This is a genomic window from Edaphobacter flagellatus, assembly GCF_025264665.1.
Classification (GTDB): Bacteria; Acidobacteriota; Terriglobia; order Terriglobales; family Acidobacteriaceae; genus Edaphobacter; species Edaphobacter flagellatus.
Genome location: NZ_CP073697.1, coordinates 2,374,873 through 2,389,373, shown reverse-complemented (window position 1 = coordinate 2,389,373; position 14,501 = coordinate 2,374,873). Strand labels below are relative to the sequence as shown.

Annotated in this window: 15 protein-coding genes; 4 read left to right on the top strand and 11 right to left on the bottom strand. The window is 59.5% G+C overall.

Translation table 11 applies throughout. From position 1 onward, the window contains the following. Positions 1 to 9: 9 nt before the first annotated feature. The 3 genes from KFE13_RS09960 to KFE13_RS09950 all read right to left on the bottom strand — a co-directional run bounded on the left by KFE13_RS09960 (position 10) and on the right by KFE13_RS09950 (position 4,201). Positions 10 to 1,809 (bottom strand): S53 family peptidase, encoded by a 1,800-nt coding sequence (locus KFE13_RS09960; protein WP_260702962.1) that lies wholly within the window; start codon positions 1,807 to 1,809, stop codon positions 10 to 12. Between the two features lie 158 nt (positions 1,810 to 1,967). Further along, entirely contained in the window at positions 1,968 to 3,224 is a 1,257-nt protein-coding gene (coaBC, locus tag KFE13_RS09955; protein WP_260702961.1) for a bifunctional phosphopantothenoylcysteine decarboxylase/phosphopantothenate--cysteine ligase CoaBC, read from the bottom strand. Positions 3,225 to 3,322: 98 nt separating this feature from the next. Further along, positions 3,323 to 4,201, bottom strand: a complete 879-nt coding sequence (locus KFE13_RS09950; protein ID WP_260702960.1) for a LysR family transcriptional regulator — start codon at positions 4,199 to 4,201, stop codon at positions 3,323 to 3,325. Positions 4,202 to 4,286: 85 nt separating this feature from the next. On the opposite strand from KFE13_RS09950, the gene KFE13_RS09945 reads away from it, so the two are divergent. Next, on the top strand, positions 4,287 to 5,879 hold the full coding sequence (locus KFE13_RS09945) for an MFS transporter (protein ID WP_260702959.1): 1,593 nt from the start codon (positions 4,287 to 4,289) through the stop codon (positions 5,877 to 5,879). A 20-nt stretch (positions 5,880 to 5,899) separates the two neighbouring features. Here the strand turns inward: KFE13_RS09945 and KFE13_RS09940 are convergent, their stop codons facing one another. From KFE13_RS09940 to KFE13_RS09915, 6 genes are all read right to left on the bottom strand, one after another. Next, entirely contained in the window at positions 5,900 to 6,358 is a 459-nt protein-coding gene (locus KFE13_RS09940) for a VOC family protein (RefSeq protein ID WP_260702958.1), read from the bottom strand. 43 nt (positions 6,359 to 6,401) lie between these two features. Further along, entirely contained in the window at positions 6,402 to 7,370 is a 969-nt protein-coding gene (locus KFE13_RS09935; protein ID WP_260702957.1) for an alpha/beta fold hydrolase, read from the bottom strand. Positions 7,371 to 7,453: 83 nt separating this feature from the next. Further along, complete coding sequence (locus tag KFE13_RS09930; RefSeq protein WP_260702956.1) at positions 7,454 to 8,320, bottom strand: sugar phosphate isomerase/epimerase family protein; 867 nt, start codon at positions 8,318 to 8,320, stop codon at positions 7,454 to 7,456. An 80-nt stretch (positions 8,321 to 8,400) separates the two neighbouring features. After that, on the bottom strand, positions 8,401 to 9,120 hold the full coding sequence (locus tag KFE13_RS09925; protein WP_260702955.1) for a hypothetical protein: 720 nt from the start codon (positions 9,118 to 9,120) through the stop codon (positions 8,401 to 8,403). Positions 9,121 to 9,262: 142 nt separating this feature from the next. Further along, on the bottom strand, positions 9,263 to 9,457 hold the full coding sequence (locus KFE13_RS09920) for a helix-turn-helix transcriptional regulator (RefSeq protein WP_260702954.1): 195 nt from the start codon (positions 9,455 to 9,457) through the stop codon (positions 9,263 to 9,265). Continuing rightward, positions 9,454 to 9,858, bottom strand: coding sequence for a hypothetical protein (locus tag KFE13_RS09915; protein ID WP_260702953.1), 405 nt, complete (start codon positions 9,856 to 9,858; stop codon positions 9,454 to 9,456). Before KFE13_RS09915 ends, KFE13_RS09920 begins: the two co-directional genes overlap by 4 nt. Before the next feature lie 239 nt (positions 9,859 to 10,097). On the opposite strand from KFE13_RS09915, the gene KFE13_RS09910 reads away from it, so the two are divergent. Both KFE13_RS09910 and KFE13_RS09905 read left to right on the top strand, forming a co-directional pair. Further along, positions 10,098 to 10,457 carry a YciI family protein gene (locus KFE13_RS09910; protein WP_260702952.1) on the top strand — a complete coding sequence of 120 codons (360 nt, stop codon included), beginning with the start codon at positions 10,098 to 10,100 and terminating at the stop codon, positions 10,455 to 10,457. A 64-nt stretch (positions 10,458 to 10,521) separates the two neighbouring features. Continuing rightward, positions 10,522 to 11,115: a dihydrofolate reductase family protein gene (locus KFE13_RS09905; RefSeq protein WP_260702951.1), complete on the top strand. Its 594-nt coding sequence runs from the start codon at positions 10,522 to 10,524 to the stop codon at positions 11,113 to 11,115. 72 nt (positions 11,116 to 11,187) lie between these two features. On the opposite strand, the gene KFE13_RS09900 is transcribed toward KFE13_RS09905, so the two are convergent. Together KFE13_RS09900 and KFE13_RS09895 are read right to left on the bottom strand one after the other, a co-directional pair. Further along, entirely contained in the window at positions 11,188 to 12,150 is a 963-nt protein-coding gene (locus KFE13_RS09900; protein WP_260702950.1) for a 3-keto-disaccharide hydrolase, read from the bottom strand. A 143-nt stretch (positions 12,151 to 12,293) separates the two neighbouring features. After that, on the bottom strand, positions 12,294 to 12,995 hold the full coding sequence (locus KFE13_RS09895; RefSeq protein ID WP_260702949.1) for a DUF2461 domain-containing protein: 702 nt from the start codon (positions 12,993 to 12,995) through the stop codon (positions 12,294 to 12,296). A gap of 194 nt (positions 12,996 to 13,189) precedes the next feature. Here KFE13_RS09895 and KFE13_RS09890 point away from each other — a divergent pair, with 194 nt between their 5' ends. Beyond that, positions 13,190 to 14,455: an aminotransferase class V-fold PLP-dependent enzyme gene (locus KFE13_RS09890; RefSeq protein ID WP_260702948.1), complete on the top strand. Its 1,266-nt coding sequence runs from the start codon at positions 13,190 to 13,192 to the stop codon at positions 14,453 to 14,455. Positions 14,456 to 14,501: the final 46 nt, after the last annotated feature.

The following is a 14,501-nucleotide window of genomic DNA, read 5'->3' as shown; positions in this document are numbered from 1 at the left end:
GTCATGCAATTAGGGATTGCTTGGCGTCTGCGGGGTTCCTGCTGTCGGCACCCAGGGTGCCAGCAGGAAGTTGATGCCGATGACGGTGCCGTTGCCCAGCACGCGGTTGTATCCCTTCTTCGTGGAGTAAAGGCCGTTAAAGCCGGGGACGTTGTCGTGGTAGATCTGCAGCGGGAAGCCGATGTTCTGCAACGCGGCCAGCGCGTAGATCTCGGGGTTCTCGTTGCCCAGGCGCGAACCGTAGCGCTCGACCTTGAGGGCAAGCAGACCGGCGAAGTCGGGTGCCGATGCGCTGGTGCCGACAACGCCGTAGAAGCCTCCGTCGATGGCGACGACGTCGGCGCTGTCGCTGGCCGGGCATGGAGTGATGGCACCCAGCGGGCAGCCGCCCATGTGGCCGGCGACATCAGGCACGGTGCGGTAGTTGGAGCCGGTATTGACCAGCCACTGGAAGAGCGGCTTCTTGTGATAGATGCTGACGCCGCCGCCTGATCCCCAGATGCCGCCGGTGGCCGGTGTGCCGAAGAAGATGTCGGCGGCGAGCGGATCGCCGAAGGCCTGCTCGCTGACATATTTGGAGTCGAGTGAGCCTGAGCCGGAGGTGTAGGTGGTGGCCAGGTTCGTGCCGCCTACTCCAGTGACATGCGGGCTGGAGGCCGGTGTTTCGACCGAAGGCTGCATGCTGCCGCAGGCGCTGGTGGCGTTCGGGTCGAAGCAGGCCAGTGGGGGAGCGTCGAGCGCACCGAGGTCGCCGGAGGAGGCGACGAAGGTGATGCCCTGTGCGTTGCCCTGTTTGAAGACATCGTCGTAGATGCCGAGGATGTTGGTGAAGTCCTGACCATCGTTATAGGCAGGCGTGTAGAAGAGCTCCGGGCCGCCGAAGGACATGTTCACGATATCGGCCTGGTTGCTGTCGATGATGGTGCCAAGCGCAGAAAGGATGTTGGTGTCGGAGAGATCGGGCACGTTGTAGAGGACGATGCTGGCGTTCGGGGCCATGCCTCCGGTCTGCTGCATGTCGAGGTGGGTTTCGGTTGAGCCGTTGGGATCGTAGGGCGCGCCGCCGTTGATGTTGACGGTGCTCATCTTGGGCACGGCCAGCTTTTCGTGCGCGAAGAACTTCGCCATGTCGGCGGGGTTATAGTCGCCGGACATCAGGATGCCGATGGTGACTCCCTTGCCGGTGTAGACCTTGTAGCTGGGAAATTTGTATGCCTGCTTCAGATCGTCGAACCAGTAGGGGCCTGCGCTGGAGTAGCGATTCAGCGGTGTAGCCAGACGCCGAGAATGCGGCCGCATGCGGATGAATCCGGAGAGTCCGGTGACGACGGCTCCGTTGGCGGTAAGGGTGCCGGGCAGCGAGAGCGGTGTGGCTGCGGCGACGGTCTTGCGGCCGCTGGCGTAGGTGCCATTGTGCAGCTGGGTGGCGAAGGCCTGCTCGACAGCGTTGGCGCTGCCGGAGACGTGGATGCGTTGTTGTGACACGAGCGTTGTGGTGAGCCCATAGGCTTCAAGCTGCTGACGGACAGCGGCGACGGTGGCATCGCTGGCGCCGAAGCGTGCCTTGAACTCGGCTGGCTTGATCCACTGGTGATAGCTGGGGGAGGAGGAGTCGTGCTGTGCGGCGACCAGCGTAGCGAGGTCGTCACGGTGAGCGAGTGGCAGGAAGACGTCGAATTCGACGCTCTGGGTTGCGGCGGCACGCTGGGCCAGAACGGCCTTGTCGGCTGCGTGCGCAAAAGTTGTGGGCAGAACTGCGGCCGAGAGTGTGGCCGCAAAGAGAGCGAGAAACGTTTTCGCAAATTGCATGGAGAAGCCTCCAAATCGTCTGTTGGTTATCAAAGAAAATGAATTTTCATCTGGAGCCCGCGTACACCCTGAATTGGGTGAGGAGAACTATCTACTGTCGCGAGGAAAAAGACAAGTGGGAATGTAGCAGGGGTTAGCGGGAGGGGCGTCGATATAGCTCAGGTGCGCGCAGGTTCGCGGGTTGCGGCGCGCAGTGCTGCAACTTCGTCGAGGATAAGTGCGGACATCTCGGTCTTGGCTGCGAGGGGCAGCTCAATCTCCTGGCTCGGGGTGAGGAAGACTCCGGCGTTGGAGTCGGAGTCGAACCCGGTGGCCGTGCCGGAGACGTCGTTGACGACGAGTGCGTCGACACCTTTGCGGGCGAGCTTGGCGCGTCCGTTGACGAGCACGTTTTCGGTCTCAGCCGCGAAGCCGACGACGAACGTGCCGGGGCGTTTGCGTTCCACCAGCTCGTGCAGGATGTCGGCGGTCGGCTCAAGGCGCAGCGTGCGTGCTCCGTCGCGCTTCAGCTTTTGCGAAGCGACTTCGGCCATGCGATAGTCGCTGACGGCGGCGGCCATAATGACGATGCTGGCGTCGGGCAGGCGTTCGAGCACCGCGGCGCGCATCTGCTCGGCGGTGGTGACGCAGACGCGATCGCATCCAGCAGGCGCGGCGAGCGAGGTTGGTGCGCTGACGAGGATAACGCGTGCTCCGCGTCGGTGGGCTTCGGCGGCGAGAGCGTAACCCATCTTGCCGCTGGAGCGATTGCCGATGTAGCGGACAGGGTCGATGGGCTCGCGTGTGCCACCGGCGGTGACGAGGACGGTCTCACCTGCGAGGTCGCCGGGCTGGGGCGTGCGTGCTGCGCCTGTGCTGGCGAGCGCTTCCGCGACAGCGGCGACGATGGAGGACTCTTCAGCGAGGCGGCCTCCGCCGACCATGCCGCAGGCGAGATAGCCGGAGTCGGGCTCGACGATGTGCACGCCGCGTGTACGCAGCGTCGCAATGTTGAGCTGCACCGCCGGATGGTTCCACATGTTGACGTTCATCGCGGGAGCAACGATGACGGGCGCTGTCGTGGCGAGATAGGTGGTGGTCAGAAAGTCGTCGGCAATGCCGTTGGCGAATTTGGCGATGATGTCGGCGGTGGCAGGGACGACGATGAGGGCGGCGGTGGTCTGCGCCTCATTAATATGTTCGATTCCCGACATCTCGCCGCCCGAGGCTCCGGCGTCCTCGCTCCAAAGCGAGGTGATGACTTTGTGGCCGGTGATGGCGGCGAAGGTGAGCGGCTGCACGAACTCGGTGGCGGCGCGCGTCATGACAACGTGCGGGTCGAAGCCGGCGTCCTGCAACTGGCGGACGACCTCGACGGCCTTGTAGGCGGCGATGCCTCCGGTGACGGCGACGGTGACTTTAACGCGCTCGCTCATACTCTTCCTTATGTATACGCTTTTTGATGCGAGTGTGAGTAGAGGGACAAAACCACATGTGCGATTGGCGCAATTTATTGATTTGCTGCGGTTTGTAATTACGCTTTGCGCGAGCGGATCGATTTGCGCCTGGGTTGGGGCATATTGAGGATCATCTGTGCAAATTCGCGGGAGGCTAACGTCTGGCCGCTTTTGCCCCAGACCAGCGTGAAGTTGATCTTCGGCAGGGACGGTAGTCCATATTGGCCATCGACAATCTTCATGCCGGGTTCCAGGTCGTCTCGTGTCAGTACGGTGACGCCAAGGCCAGCCAGCACAGCTGCGCGAAGTCCCTGGTGGCTGGGTGAGGTGAAGACGACGTGCCACTCGACGGGAGTTTTGGCCAAGGCAGCAAGGCCGACCTGGCGGTTGACGCACTGCGCAGGAGCAAGCGCGAGTGGCAGCGAGCCGTGTGGTGGCGCGTCGAATGTGTCTGCCGCCACCCATACAAACTGCGTCTGCCGCAAAGCGAGCTCGCTCTTCTTGCCAGACATGCACAGCACCACAGCGAGATCGAGCTCGTCGGCTTCGATCATGGACCGTAGATCGAGGTAGGTGGTGACACTGATGTCGAGGCGCACGGATGGAAATGCTCGCGCAAACTGGCACAGCAGCGGAGGGAGCCGGTCGCCCATGAAGCTTTCAGGTACTCCGAAGCGCACGACTCCGGAGACCGGCGATGGCTGAAAGCGCTGTGTCAGTGCATCGAGCGAAGCCAGAATCCGCTCTGCGTGGCGGAGGAACTCCTCGCCGTCTTCCGTCAGGGTCTGATGCCTCGTCGTGCGATGCAGAAGCGGTCTGCCGACCTGCTCTTCAAGGCGGCGAATCTGATGGCTGATCGCCGACTGCGTCAGGTTCAGCCGCAGTCCTGCCCGGGTGAATCCTCCGGTTTCTTTGACCGCAACGAAAGCACGCAGAAGTACAGGATCAAAATCCATGGCTTCACTATAAATTACATATGTTAATAAATAATCAGAAATAAAATCATTTCTATCATGGGCTGGATTTACCTAGGATGGGGCCATGACGATCTCATCTTCCCGGAAAAACATTATTGCTCTGGCTGCTGTTTGCCTGGCATCGCTGATGTTCGGTTTAGAGATTTCCAGTGTGCCGGTGATCCTGCCCACGCTGGAAAGAGTCCTGCATAGCGATTTCAAGAGCATGCAATGGATCATGAATGCGTACACCATCGCCTGCACGACGGTTCTGATGGCAACGGGAACACTGGCAGACCGGTTTGGACGGAGGCGTGTCTTCGTTGCAGGGATCGCCGCCTTCGGTGTGACATCGTTGCTCTGTGGTTTGGCCCAGAGCGCTTCCATTCTGATTGTGAGCCGGTTTCTGCAGGGGATGGGTGGCGGCACGATGCTGATCTGCCAGGTCGCAGTGCTCTCGTACCAGTTTCAGGAAGGCAAAGAACGGGTGAAAGCCTTCGGTATGTGGGGAATTATCTTTGGCATCGGCCTGGGATTCGGACCGATTATTGGCGGCATGATCGTTGCCGTATCGAATTGGCAATGGGTCTTTCTCGTCCATGTTCTGCTTTCCGCCGTTACCTTGATTCTGGTCTTCAGTGGAGTTCAGGAGTCGCGCGATCCGCACGCAGAAAAGCTGGATATCGCGGGCATCATCACGCTTTCGCTCTCTGTTTTCGGACTGGCGTATTTCATTACGCAAGGACCGGATCTTGGCCTTACCAGCATCGCGGCGATCAGCATCATGGCTGCTTCGGTGGTGAGCTTCCTTCTTTTTCTTGTCGTGGAGAAGAAAAGCGCGCGGCCGATGTTTGATTTCTCCGTCTTCAGGATCCGGAATTTTTCCGGCGCTCTGCTCGGATCGATGGGCATGAATTTCAGCTTCTGGCCCTTCATGATTTATCTGCCGATCTTCTTTCAGAGCGCGCTGGGTTACGGCAGTGTTGCTGCAGGCCTGTCGTTGCTGGCGTATACGTTGCCCACGTTGGTGGTTCCTCCGATAGCAGAACGGCTTGCGCAGAAATATCAACCCGGCATCGTGATTCCTGCAGGCTTGTTCACGATCGGACTGGGCTTTCTTTTGATGAGGTTCGGCAATGATGTTGGCCACGCAAGCGGCCTCAGGATGCTTCCCGGATGTTTGCTGGCGGGTGTCGGGCTGGGCTTAACCAATACTCCCGTGACGAACACGACGACGGGTTCGGTTCCCAGCACGCGCGCAGGCATGGCTTCGGGCATCGATATGAGCGCCCGGCTGATTACATTGGCCCTCAATATCGCCCTGATGGGATTCATTTTGATCGAAGGTGTCTCTTCGTATCTGAAGAAAATTTTTCCTGGAGTTTTGGATTCGCTGCAGCTGCGCTCGCTTGCTGAAAAGATTGCTGCGGGCAACTTTGCTTCTCTCAAGCAAAGTTACTCGCAGCTGTTGTCGTTCGATTCTTCCGGAACGGCGGTTCATGCAGCACTGGTGCATGGCTTTGGGCTAGTCATGCTGTATGGAGGGCTGGGGGTATGGATTCTCGCCGCGGCCAGCCTTGTGATCTTCGCTCCCTGGAAGACTTATCAATGTGCGACGGCAAAGTGCTCTTTGGAGTCAGATGTTGCCCTGTGCGGTGAACAGACCTGTGGTCGTTGACGCAAAAATTACTGTGGTCCTCAGCCCTCGCGTGCGGCGGCTTCGAGCGCAGCCAGATCCATCTTGATCATGCCCATCATCGCTTGCATGGCTTTGGGGTGATCGATCAACTGGTCGATGTGGCGCGGCACGATCTGCCAGCAGAGGCCGAAGCGGTCGGTGAGCCAGCCGCAGGCCATGGGCTTGCCTCCCCCTGCCATCAGCTTGTCCCAGTAGCCATCGATCTCGGCCTGCGAGTCGCAGCGCACGAAGAAGGAGATGGCGGGGTTGAGCTGGTACGAAGGCCCACCGTTGAGGAAGACGATCTCCTGGCCTTCGAGCTCGATGGTGATGGTGGCGATCTTGCCCGCGGGCCAGGGGCCCACTCCCTTGGAGCGCACTTCACCAAGCTTGCGCGCGTGCGGAAAGACGCTCAGGTAGAACTCGGCTGCTTCTTCGGCGTTGTCGTTGAACCAGAGGAATGGAGCAAGTTTGTTCATGGCGGTAATGGTAGCAAGGGGTGGGTGGCCGCAGGCAAGGCCGCTAATGAAGTGTGGCTAAGAACGCTTTCATTGCGGCGACTACCTGAGCTTCATTGCTGAGATATACGTAGTGATCGGCATTCGGGATCAACACGATGCGGGCGGTTGGCACACCATGACGGAATGCATCGGCCCAGGCGTTACAGCGTGCTTTATCGTCGGCAATCAGAGCGGCTTTGCGATCCGGCTGGTCAGCTGGAAAGCGGTCCCAGTTTTGCGGGCAGGCATAGATGGCGAGAGTGGGAACAGGAATACTTGTGTACTTCTGAGTGCCGAAATTGAGCGCTGCATTAATCGGCGAACGAGGCGGTAGCGGTGGCAGATTCGCTATTTCTGCATTGCTCTGATGAAGAACGGTTTCGAACCTTGCAACGGCTGTCTCCAGTTCCAATAGTTTTTTCTGCTCATCGACCCCACCTGCCTCTATCTCGTCGATCCTTCTCTTCATATCATTCATCTCAACGGCTAGTGGTGGGTGTGCCGGATTATAGAAAGCGAAGCCCGTCGCGGCGTCGAGGTAGATAAGCCCGGAAACCTTCTCTGGGAAGCGACTGCCGATTGAACTCAGTTCCTGGCCTGCGATCGAATGCCCAACCAGTACAGGGCGCGCAATGTGAAGCGCCTTCATCACGGCGAGTACGTCATCTCCAAGGTGGTCCGCCGAATAGTTACCGTTGGCTGGTGCTGGATGGCTGGATGCGCCAAACCCTCTCCGCGTGATGCCATAGACATGATATTGCGCGACAAACTGTTGCGAGAAGCTGTCGAAACGGTGTGCGGTATCTCCGGCCCCGGCGAGGAAGATGAGTGGCCAGCCCGATCCGCCCCAATCCAGAACCTCAAGCTGAACACCTTGTTCGACGGTGACCAATTGAGTTTTGTGAAGAGATGAGTCCGTCTGAGCCGACACATACGCAGAAAACCAAAGCGAAGCGCACAGCCAAAAAAGTGGTCTCTGCCAGTTGCGCACACGTGCCTCCTCAAAAAACCAGTCCGCACCACTATTTCACATAGCAGCGGACATGAGTCTCAGCAAGCGCTCTTATCTCTACTTCAAACGTTCAGCGACTTGAGGTACGGCACGCTGGGCGGCATGAGTGCGGGGTCTTCCTCTAGCTCGACGAAGTAGTTTTTGATGCCGCCCACTTTGGCTGCGGCGAAGACGGCCTTCCAGTCCACGACGCCCTTGCCGAGCGGGACCTGGCGGAAGCCGGATTTGGTGGAGGGGTCCTTGACCCAGTCCTGGCAGTGCATCGAGAGGAAGCGGCCGGCGTACTTGTGGAAGTAGGTCACCGGGTCGTAGCCCTGCTGCAGGGTGGAGACCTGGAACTGGAGCTTCGTGGTCTCGGGATTCAGCTCGGCGATCATCATGTCGTAGACCGGCTTGCCGTCGATGTGTGCGGAGACGAAGCCTTCGTTGTGCAGCAGCGCGGTGATGCCGGCGGCGTGGGCTTTTTCGGCGAAGGCATTGAAGGGCTCAACGTAGCGTTTGACGTCGTCGGCTGTCTCGGTGCCTTTGTAGTTGAAGGGTCCAAGTGCGGCGACGGCCATCTGCGTCATGCCGAAGTCGTGGGCGTAGGCGATGCTCTCGTCGGCCTTCTGGAAGAGCTCGCTCGGCGCCCAGTGCGCGGAGATGCAGGTGATGCCCCAGTCGCTGAGCATGCGGCGCAGCTCCTGCGGCTTGTATTGCTGCAGGCCGTTGAAATCCTTGTAGCCATAGGGCGAGCAGAGCTCGATGTTGGTGAAGCCGGCGGTGCGCAGCGACTTCATGGTGCCGGTGAAGTCGGTGGCAATCTGTTTGCGCACGGGATAGGTCTGACAGCCGATGGGCAGGCCGAGAGGGTCGGCGAAGAGGCTATGCGCGTGGGCGGCAATCAGAGCAGCGGCGCTGCTTTGAAGAAAGGCTCTGCGGTTCATCATCGGCTTATGATCTCCAAACAAACGTCAGAAAAAGCGTACAGGACTTGCAGTCATTTGTAGAGCGTGCGGGCGGAGTTGACTCAGTGCGTGGGAGCAACCGTCGTAGTGGCGTCCTTAGGAGTTGCGGGTACAGCACGAAGGCTGAAGGTCGCGATGGCCGCGGGGTTCGAGTTCGCACGCACCTGAAGCGTGCCGAGGACTTCGTTGGCCTCAGGGGTCTGGTCGCGGAGGCGGAAGACGAGAATGCCGGGCTGGACTTCTTTCGCAGAGAGCAGGTTGAAGCCGCCGGTCTCGTGGCGCAGCTCCATCTGCGCAGCGACAGAGAAGGCGGGTGCGTCGTTGGGCAGAGCGCTGGCGAGCGCGGAGTCATTGGACTGGTTGAAGGCGGCGAGCCAGTTGTAGAGCAGGTGCCCGGCGGGTGAGTCGGGGATGAGGCCAACCTGATCTCCCCAGCGTGGCAGGTGAACGATGACGAAGGGATGTACGGGGCTGACGTGGTCGCCGCGTTTGGCAGGCACGGGAGCGTCGGCGGGATCGCCGAGGACGATGGTGTCGATCTGGTTGGGATCGTCCTTGTCGTCGTCCGGCGTGGCTCCAGGAGTAGAGCTGGAGGCGCGATCAACGCCGGAGGTGAGATGTGCATGTCCGTTGTGACGCAGAGCGTAGAGGACGGAGGAGAGCGCGATGCTGGCGACAACGATGGCGAGCAGGATGGCGGAGAGGCGCAGCGGCTGGCGTCCAGTGACGTAGAAGCGGGGCGTAGTAAGAGCAGGGACTCCGGTGGGCAGGGGCTGCTGCATGGGCGTCCTCGGGTGTTGCACGCGCCGCGGCAAGAAGAGGCTCGGCGGTGGCCGTCACTGGTAGTTTAGACCAGCCGTTGAGGGGGGCACCCGGCACGGGGCGAAAGCTTCCTCCGGCCGGGACATGCAGGGTCGTCGGTCTTTATGCTTCGTCGTCGAAGACGGCTTCGATGGTGGTGTTGAAGAGACGCGCAAGTTTGAAGGCCAGGGGGAGTGAAGGGTCGTACTTCCCGGTCTCGATGGCGTTGATGGACTGGCGGGAGACCTCGAGCTTCTGGGCGAGGTCGGCCTGGGACCAGTTGCGTTCGGCACGGAGGACACGAAGCCGGTTCTTCATCGGTACCTCAGGCGGATGACCACTCCAGAGACGGCCATGAAGATCCAGAAGAACAGGTAGGAGAAGAAGGGCGAAAGATGGGGCGCTTGGGCAAAGTCTTCGAGCGCGCCGAAGATGGTACTGACGGCGAGGGCTCCGCCCAGTCCCCACAGTACGGACTTAATGACGATAGAGCGCTCGAACTCGTCCGTCTCCTCTGCAATATAGAGGCCGACGATGGCCAGTGAGCCAACCATAGGCAATACCGGGAGCATGGCGAGCAGATAGACCATGACTCCGGTGGGATGAAGATGCTGGAACGCCCATCGTGTGAAGAAGACAAAGGCGATATTGATCACCATCGCGAAGACGAGGCGGACGAGATAACGTCGCGTCGCGCGGGACATTGGGATATAAGCCATGACATGCTTCCTTTCCGTAAAGACAAGTAAACTTTACATAATTAGGCCGATGATGTCAAGCATACTTGTCATTTTTGTCGGAGAGTGTTTTGGTATGGAGCTCCGCCTAAGCGCGCTTATCGGTTCTAAGGTTCCTCAAAACGCGGATTGAGGAAATTTGTTGGAGCGACTTGTCGAATTCGAGCCTCCCCATTCGTTGAGATAGTGAAGGCAGCAAGTTGGCTTGTCTGAAGATCGTTATGAAAGAGGGAGGGAGTATGGCTCAGTATCTGGTTGCAATTCATCATCCCGACGGTTACGACCCGGCTGTCAGTGAAGACGAAGCAATGGAGCGCGATATCGATGTACTCAACGGGGAGATGATCGCCGCTGGTGTCAGGCTTTTCGCCGGCGGCCTGAGTCCGGCGCGCAAGGCGCGATCACTGCGCGCGCAACCCAAAGGTGAGGTGCTGATTACCGATGGGCCGTACCTCGAGACGAAGGAGCACATCGGCGGTTTTTGGATACTCGAGGCCGCCAGTCTGGACGAAGCGCTGGAGTGGGGCCGCAAGGCTGTCATCGCCTGTCGTGCACCCGTCGAGGTAAGAGCGTTCCTCTAAATAGAAGGAAGACGGGACAACGAGCGAACTGAAAGCCAATCCATGGGAGGGAGAATTTCAAAAAATGAGAAAACTGAAAATCATCGAACATATTTCACTGGATGGCGTGATCCAGGTCTCCAGTGTTCCGGGCGAAGGCGGCGACTTCCCCTACGGCGACTGGACTGCGCCGTATCGCAGCCCTGCCGGCTTAGAGAGAGTGGTTGCGTTATATGGCGAGAGCTGCGATGTGCTGCTTGGCCGTCGAACCTACGATCTCTGGTCGGGTTACTGGCCGAAGGCCCCGAAGAGTCCGATGGCGGACAGGCTGAATGCCGCGACGAAGTATGTCGTCACCCACAGGCTGGAGAGTCTGGAATGGGGCCCGTTCGAGAGCGTTGGACCGGACCTCGTGGACGGCGTTCGCGCCATCAAGGCGAAAGAGGGCAAGGACCTGATCCTTTCGGGCAGCTCAACGCTGACCTCGTTGCTGCTCGAGCAGGGGCTGGCGGATGAGCTGATTCTGATGGTCAGTCCCGTTCTGCTGGGCAAGGGGAAACGTCTTTTTGCGGAGGGAACGCCGCCACGATCCTTTGTGCTCGAGAACACACAAGCGTTGCCGACAGGCATCATCGTCAACGTCTACAAGGCCGCCGGAACGTTGCAGAACCTGAAATAAGAAGGCGCACATGACGCGCGGCAGGAGAGCTGCCCGTCATGTGCGCCTTTTCTTTGCAAGCGCCTTACTGCTTCACTTCTTCGGGACGGAGATGGTGATGTTGCGATACATGATGACGCCGTGATGGTCGCCCTGCAGATAGAAGGGACCGGGCTCGGCCTCGTTGCTGTCGAGAGCGCCGCCGGTCGGGCCGGGTAGCTCGACGTTGTCGTGGTACAGCTTGCCATCGCGGTAGACCGTGATGTGCCTGCCGACGAGCGTGACATCGAAGGACGTCCACTTGCCGAGGTTATTTTCCGCCCCTGCAGGTGGTGGATACCAGCTGTAGATTGCACCCATCTCATGCGACGGCAGCTTGCCGCCTTCGGTGCCTACCTGTAACTCATAGCGTCCGCGCATGTAGATGCCGCTGTTGCCACCCTCGGGACAGTTCACTTCGATGTGCAGCTTGAAGTCCTGGAACTTTTCGGTGGTCATGATGTTGGCCGCCGGGGGTAGCTTTTGTCCGGGCACCTCGGGATTGTCATTCACCAGCTCGCCGTTGCGAGCCACCCACTTGTTGTTCTCGACGTGTCCGATCGGCTCCCAGCCGGTAAGGTCTTTGCCGTTGAAGAGCGGTTGGGGCTTGGTCCACTGCTTCGGCATGGGCCGATCAAGCGAAGGCGCCTTGACGCCGGAGAGCGTGGGGCCGGCGTCGTTGCCGTGCTTCTCCACACCGGTCAGCTTGCCTGCACCTGCGGAGCTGAGCTCCCAGCTGATCTCGGAGCCGGGGGCCGCTGGACCGACATCGACGATCAGCTTGCCCGAATCCACGTGAGCGCCGACGATAGGACGCCATGCGCCGCCCCTGGGCTGGAGCTTCCCCTCAATCTTGCCGCCGTTGTCGATGAGCTCGATCCATTGCGGATACGGTTTGCCGGTGGCGGGAGTCACCGTCATGTCCCAACGGCCCAGGAAGTCTTTGACATCTTGCGCAGCGGCGGTCGAGACGAGCGTTGCCGCCAGGATAGGTGCAAACAGGAGTTTAATGTTCACTCGTTGAGTGTACCGCTCATCGGGTAACGGCTTCGGCAGTTTAAATGACAACGCGAAGAATGTTTGGAACAGACTCTGCCGCATACGCCGGTACCGGCTATTGGATATGGGAAGCGGCAGGAATTTTCAGTGTCCTGGTCTCTTCAAAACAGCGGCTTGCGCGCCTTCGGTGCCAGCGGCTGATTGAGGAAGGCTATCAGGGGCGTAGCGGCTTCGAAGCGTTTGACGATCTCTTTGACCAGCGTCGGTTTGGTGGCGGCTTCGACAGGCAGGCGCGTGCTGTAGCCCCACTGGCGGTTGAGGATCAGATCGGCGGCGGGCGACTCGGGCAGGAAGCCTTTGGGCAGACGGGTGAGCTTGCTGCCGTCGAACTCGGTCATCAGCGCGTTGAGTTTTTTTGCTTTGAGAAGGGCGCGCATCTCTGCGTGGTTGGCTTCGATATGGCGGCGGATGGCGAGTAGCTGTTCGCGCTCGGGCATGTAGACGCCGGCGGCGATCAGCAGCTCGTTATCGGCGAGGTGAAAGTAGAAGCCTCCGCCGGAGGTCTTCTCGAGGCCCGAGCGCGCCCACCATGCTCCCTGGTGGGTTTTGTAGGGACGCTTGTCGGAGGAGAAGCGGATGTCGCGATAGATGCGGAAGACGGCTTTTTGTGGCGGCTGGACATTCTCCGGCGCGAAGCGCAGCATCTCCTCGTTGACGGCGGCAACGATGGCCTGGGTGGCAAGCTTGATCTCGCGTTCGTAGATGGCCTTGCGCGCGTTGAACCAGTCACGGTTGTTGTTGCGCTTGAGACCGCGAAGAAACTTGATCGCTTCAGAAGTGTAGTGAGGAGCAGCAGGCGCCATGCGGCTATCTTAGCCGACGCTGCTGACAGACAATGTCAGCAGCGATGCATCGCGCCAACACACATTGAAAGTTGAGATGCCGAAGGCCGCATCATGCGTGGAGAGAGCGGCTATCCGCATTTTTTGTTGCAGCATCGTAGGGACGACACTAGATTGCTTGTATGCCCACGAATGATCGGCGTTCCTTTATAAAAATGGCGGCCCTGGCCGGTGCCTTTTCTACAAACAGTCTCTTTCAGCAGGCGCATGCCGCGGACTGGCATGCGGCCACGCGTGCGCTGGGTGCGATGAATGCGATGGAGGCTGCGCAGAACGAGGACTTCTGGAGCGTGATTCAGCGTGGTTACTCCGTGAGCACGCAGATCATCAACCTGAACAATGGTGGCGTTTCGCCCTCGCCCATCGTGGTGCAGCAGGCGGTCGAACGCTACAACCAGATGACGAACGAAGGGCCGTCGTACTTCATGTGGCAGATTCTCGACCAGGGACGCGAACCGCTCAGGCAGAAGCTGGCGCGGCTCGCCGGGGCTTCCGCCGAAGAGATTGCAATCAACCGCAATGCGACCGAGGCGCTGAACACGGTCATCTACGGACTTCCGCTGAAGGCAGGCGATGAGGTCGTGGGAACCAGGCAGGACTATCCCAACATGATGAATGCGTATCGGCAGCGGGCCGAGCGCGACGGCATCGTCTACAAGCAGATCAGCTTCGATTTCCCCATCGAGAACCCCGATGCGATCGTGAAGGCGTATGAACAGGCAATTACGCCGCGCACGAAGCTGGTGCACATTACGCACATGGTCAACTGGGTGGGTCAGCTGATGCCTGCACGGCAGATCGCCGACATGGCCCATGCGAAGGGCTGCGAGGTGATCGTCGACGGGGCGCATTCGTTCGGCCTGATCGATTTCAAAATTCCCGATCTCGACTGCGACTACTTCGGCACCAGCCTGCACAAGTTTCTGTCGGCGCCGATCGGCTCAGGCATGATGTGGGTGAAGCAGGACCAGATTGAAAAGCTGTGGCCGCTCACCTGCTACGGCGACCCGCGCAGCGCCAACATCCGCAAGTTCGAGGCGCTGGGCACACGCAGCTTCCCCATCGAGCAGGGCATTGGCGAGGCAGTCAACTTTCACGAGGCCATCGGTACGCGCCGCAAGCAGGAGCGTATCTTCTACCTGAAAAACTACTGGGCCACGCGCGTGAAGGACATCCCCGGCGTGAAGCTGCATACGTCGCTCAAGCCTGAGTACTCCTGCGCGATCTGCGGCGTCAGCATCGACGGCGTCGCGCCGCGCGATCTCATGAATACTCTCTTCGATAAATACAAGATTCACACCGTCTCGATCGACTACGAAAAGATCCACTGCATCCGCGTCACGCCGCACGTGTACACCACGATTGCCGACCTCGATAAATTTGTGAGCGCGATTGGAGAGATTGCGGCGAAGAAGGCCTAGAGAGTTTGGTATGCCTAGAAAGCTAAGCGCGTTTATAAGGACTAAG

Coding starts and splice junctions, on each gene's coding strand:
- KFE13_RS09890 (WP_260702948.1), top strand. CDS start 13,190: ATGGCGGCCCTGGCCGGTGCCTTTTCTACAAACAGTCTCTTTCAGCAG.
- KFE13_RS09960 (WP_260702962.1), bottom strand. CDS start 1,809: ATGCAATTTGCGAAAACGTTTCTCGCTCTCTTTGCGGCCACACTCTCG.
- KFE13_RS09930 (WP_260702956.1), bottom strand. CDS start 8,320: ATGATGAACCGCAGAGCCTTTCTTCAAAGCAGCGCCGCTGCTCTGATT.
- KFE13_RS09905 (WP_260702951.1), top strand. CDS start 10,522: ATGAGAAAACTGAAAATCATCGAACATATTTCACTGGATGGCGTGATC.
- KFE13_RS09940 (WP_260702958.1), bottom strand. CDS start 6,358: ATGAACAAACTTGCTCCATTCCTCTGGTTCAACGACAACGCCGAAGAA.
- KFE13_RS09895 (WP_260702949.1), bottom strand. CDS start 12,995: ATGGCGCCTGCTGCTCCTCACTACACTTCTGAAGCGATCAAGTTTCTT.
- KFE13_RS09920 (WP_260702954.1), bottom strand. CDS start 9,457: ATGAAGAACCGGCTTCGTGTCCTCCGTGCCGAACGCAACTGGTCCCAG.
- coaBC (WP_260702961.1), bottom strand. CDS start 3,224: ATGAGCGAGCGCGTTAAAGTCACCGTCGCCGTCACCGGAGGCATCGCC.
- KFE13_RS09945 (WP_260702959.1), top strand. CDS start 4,287: ATGACGATCTCATCTTCCCGGAAAAACATTATTGCTCTGGCTGCTGTT.
- KFE13_RS09925 (WP_260702955.1), bottom strand. CDS start 9,120: ATGCAGCAGCCCCTGCCCACCGGAGTCCCTGCTCTTACTACGCCCCGC.
- KFE13_RS09915 (WP_260702953.1), bottom strand. CDS start 9,858: ATGGCTTATATCCCAATGTCCCGCGCGACGCGACGTTATCTCGTCCGC.
- KFE13_RS09910 (WP_260702952.1), top strand. CDS start 10,098: ATGAAAGAGGGAGGGAGTATGGCTCAGTATCTGGTTGCAATTCATCAT.
- KFE13_RS09950 (WP_260702960.1), bottom strand. CDS start 4,201: ATGGATTTTGATCCTGTACTTCTGCGTGCTTTCGTTGCGGTCAAAGAA.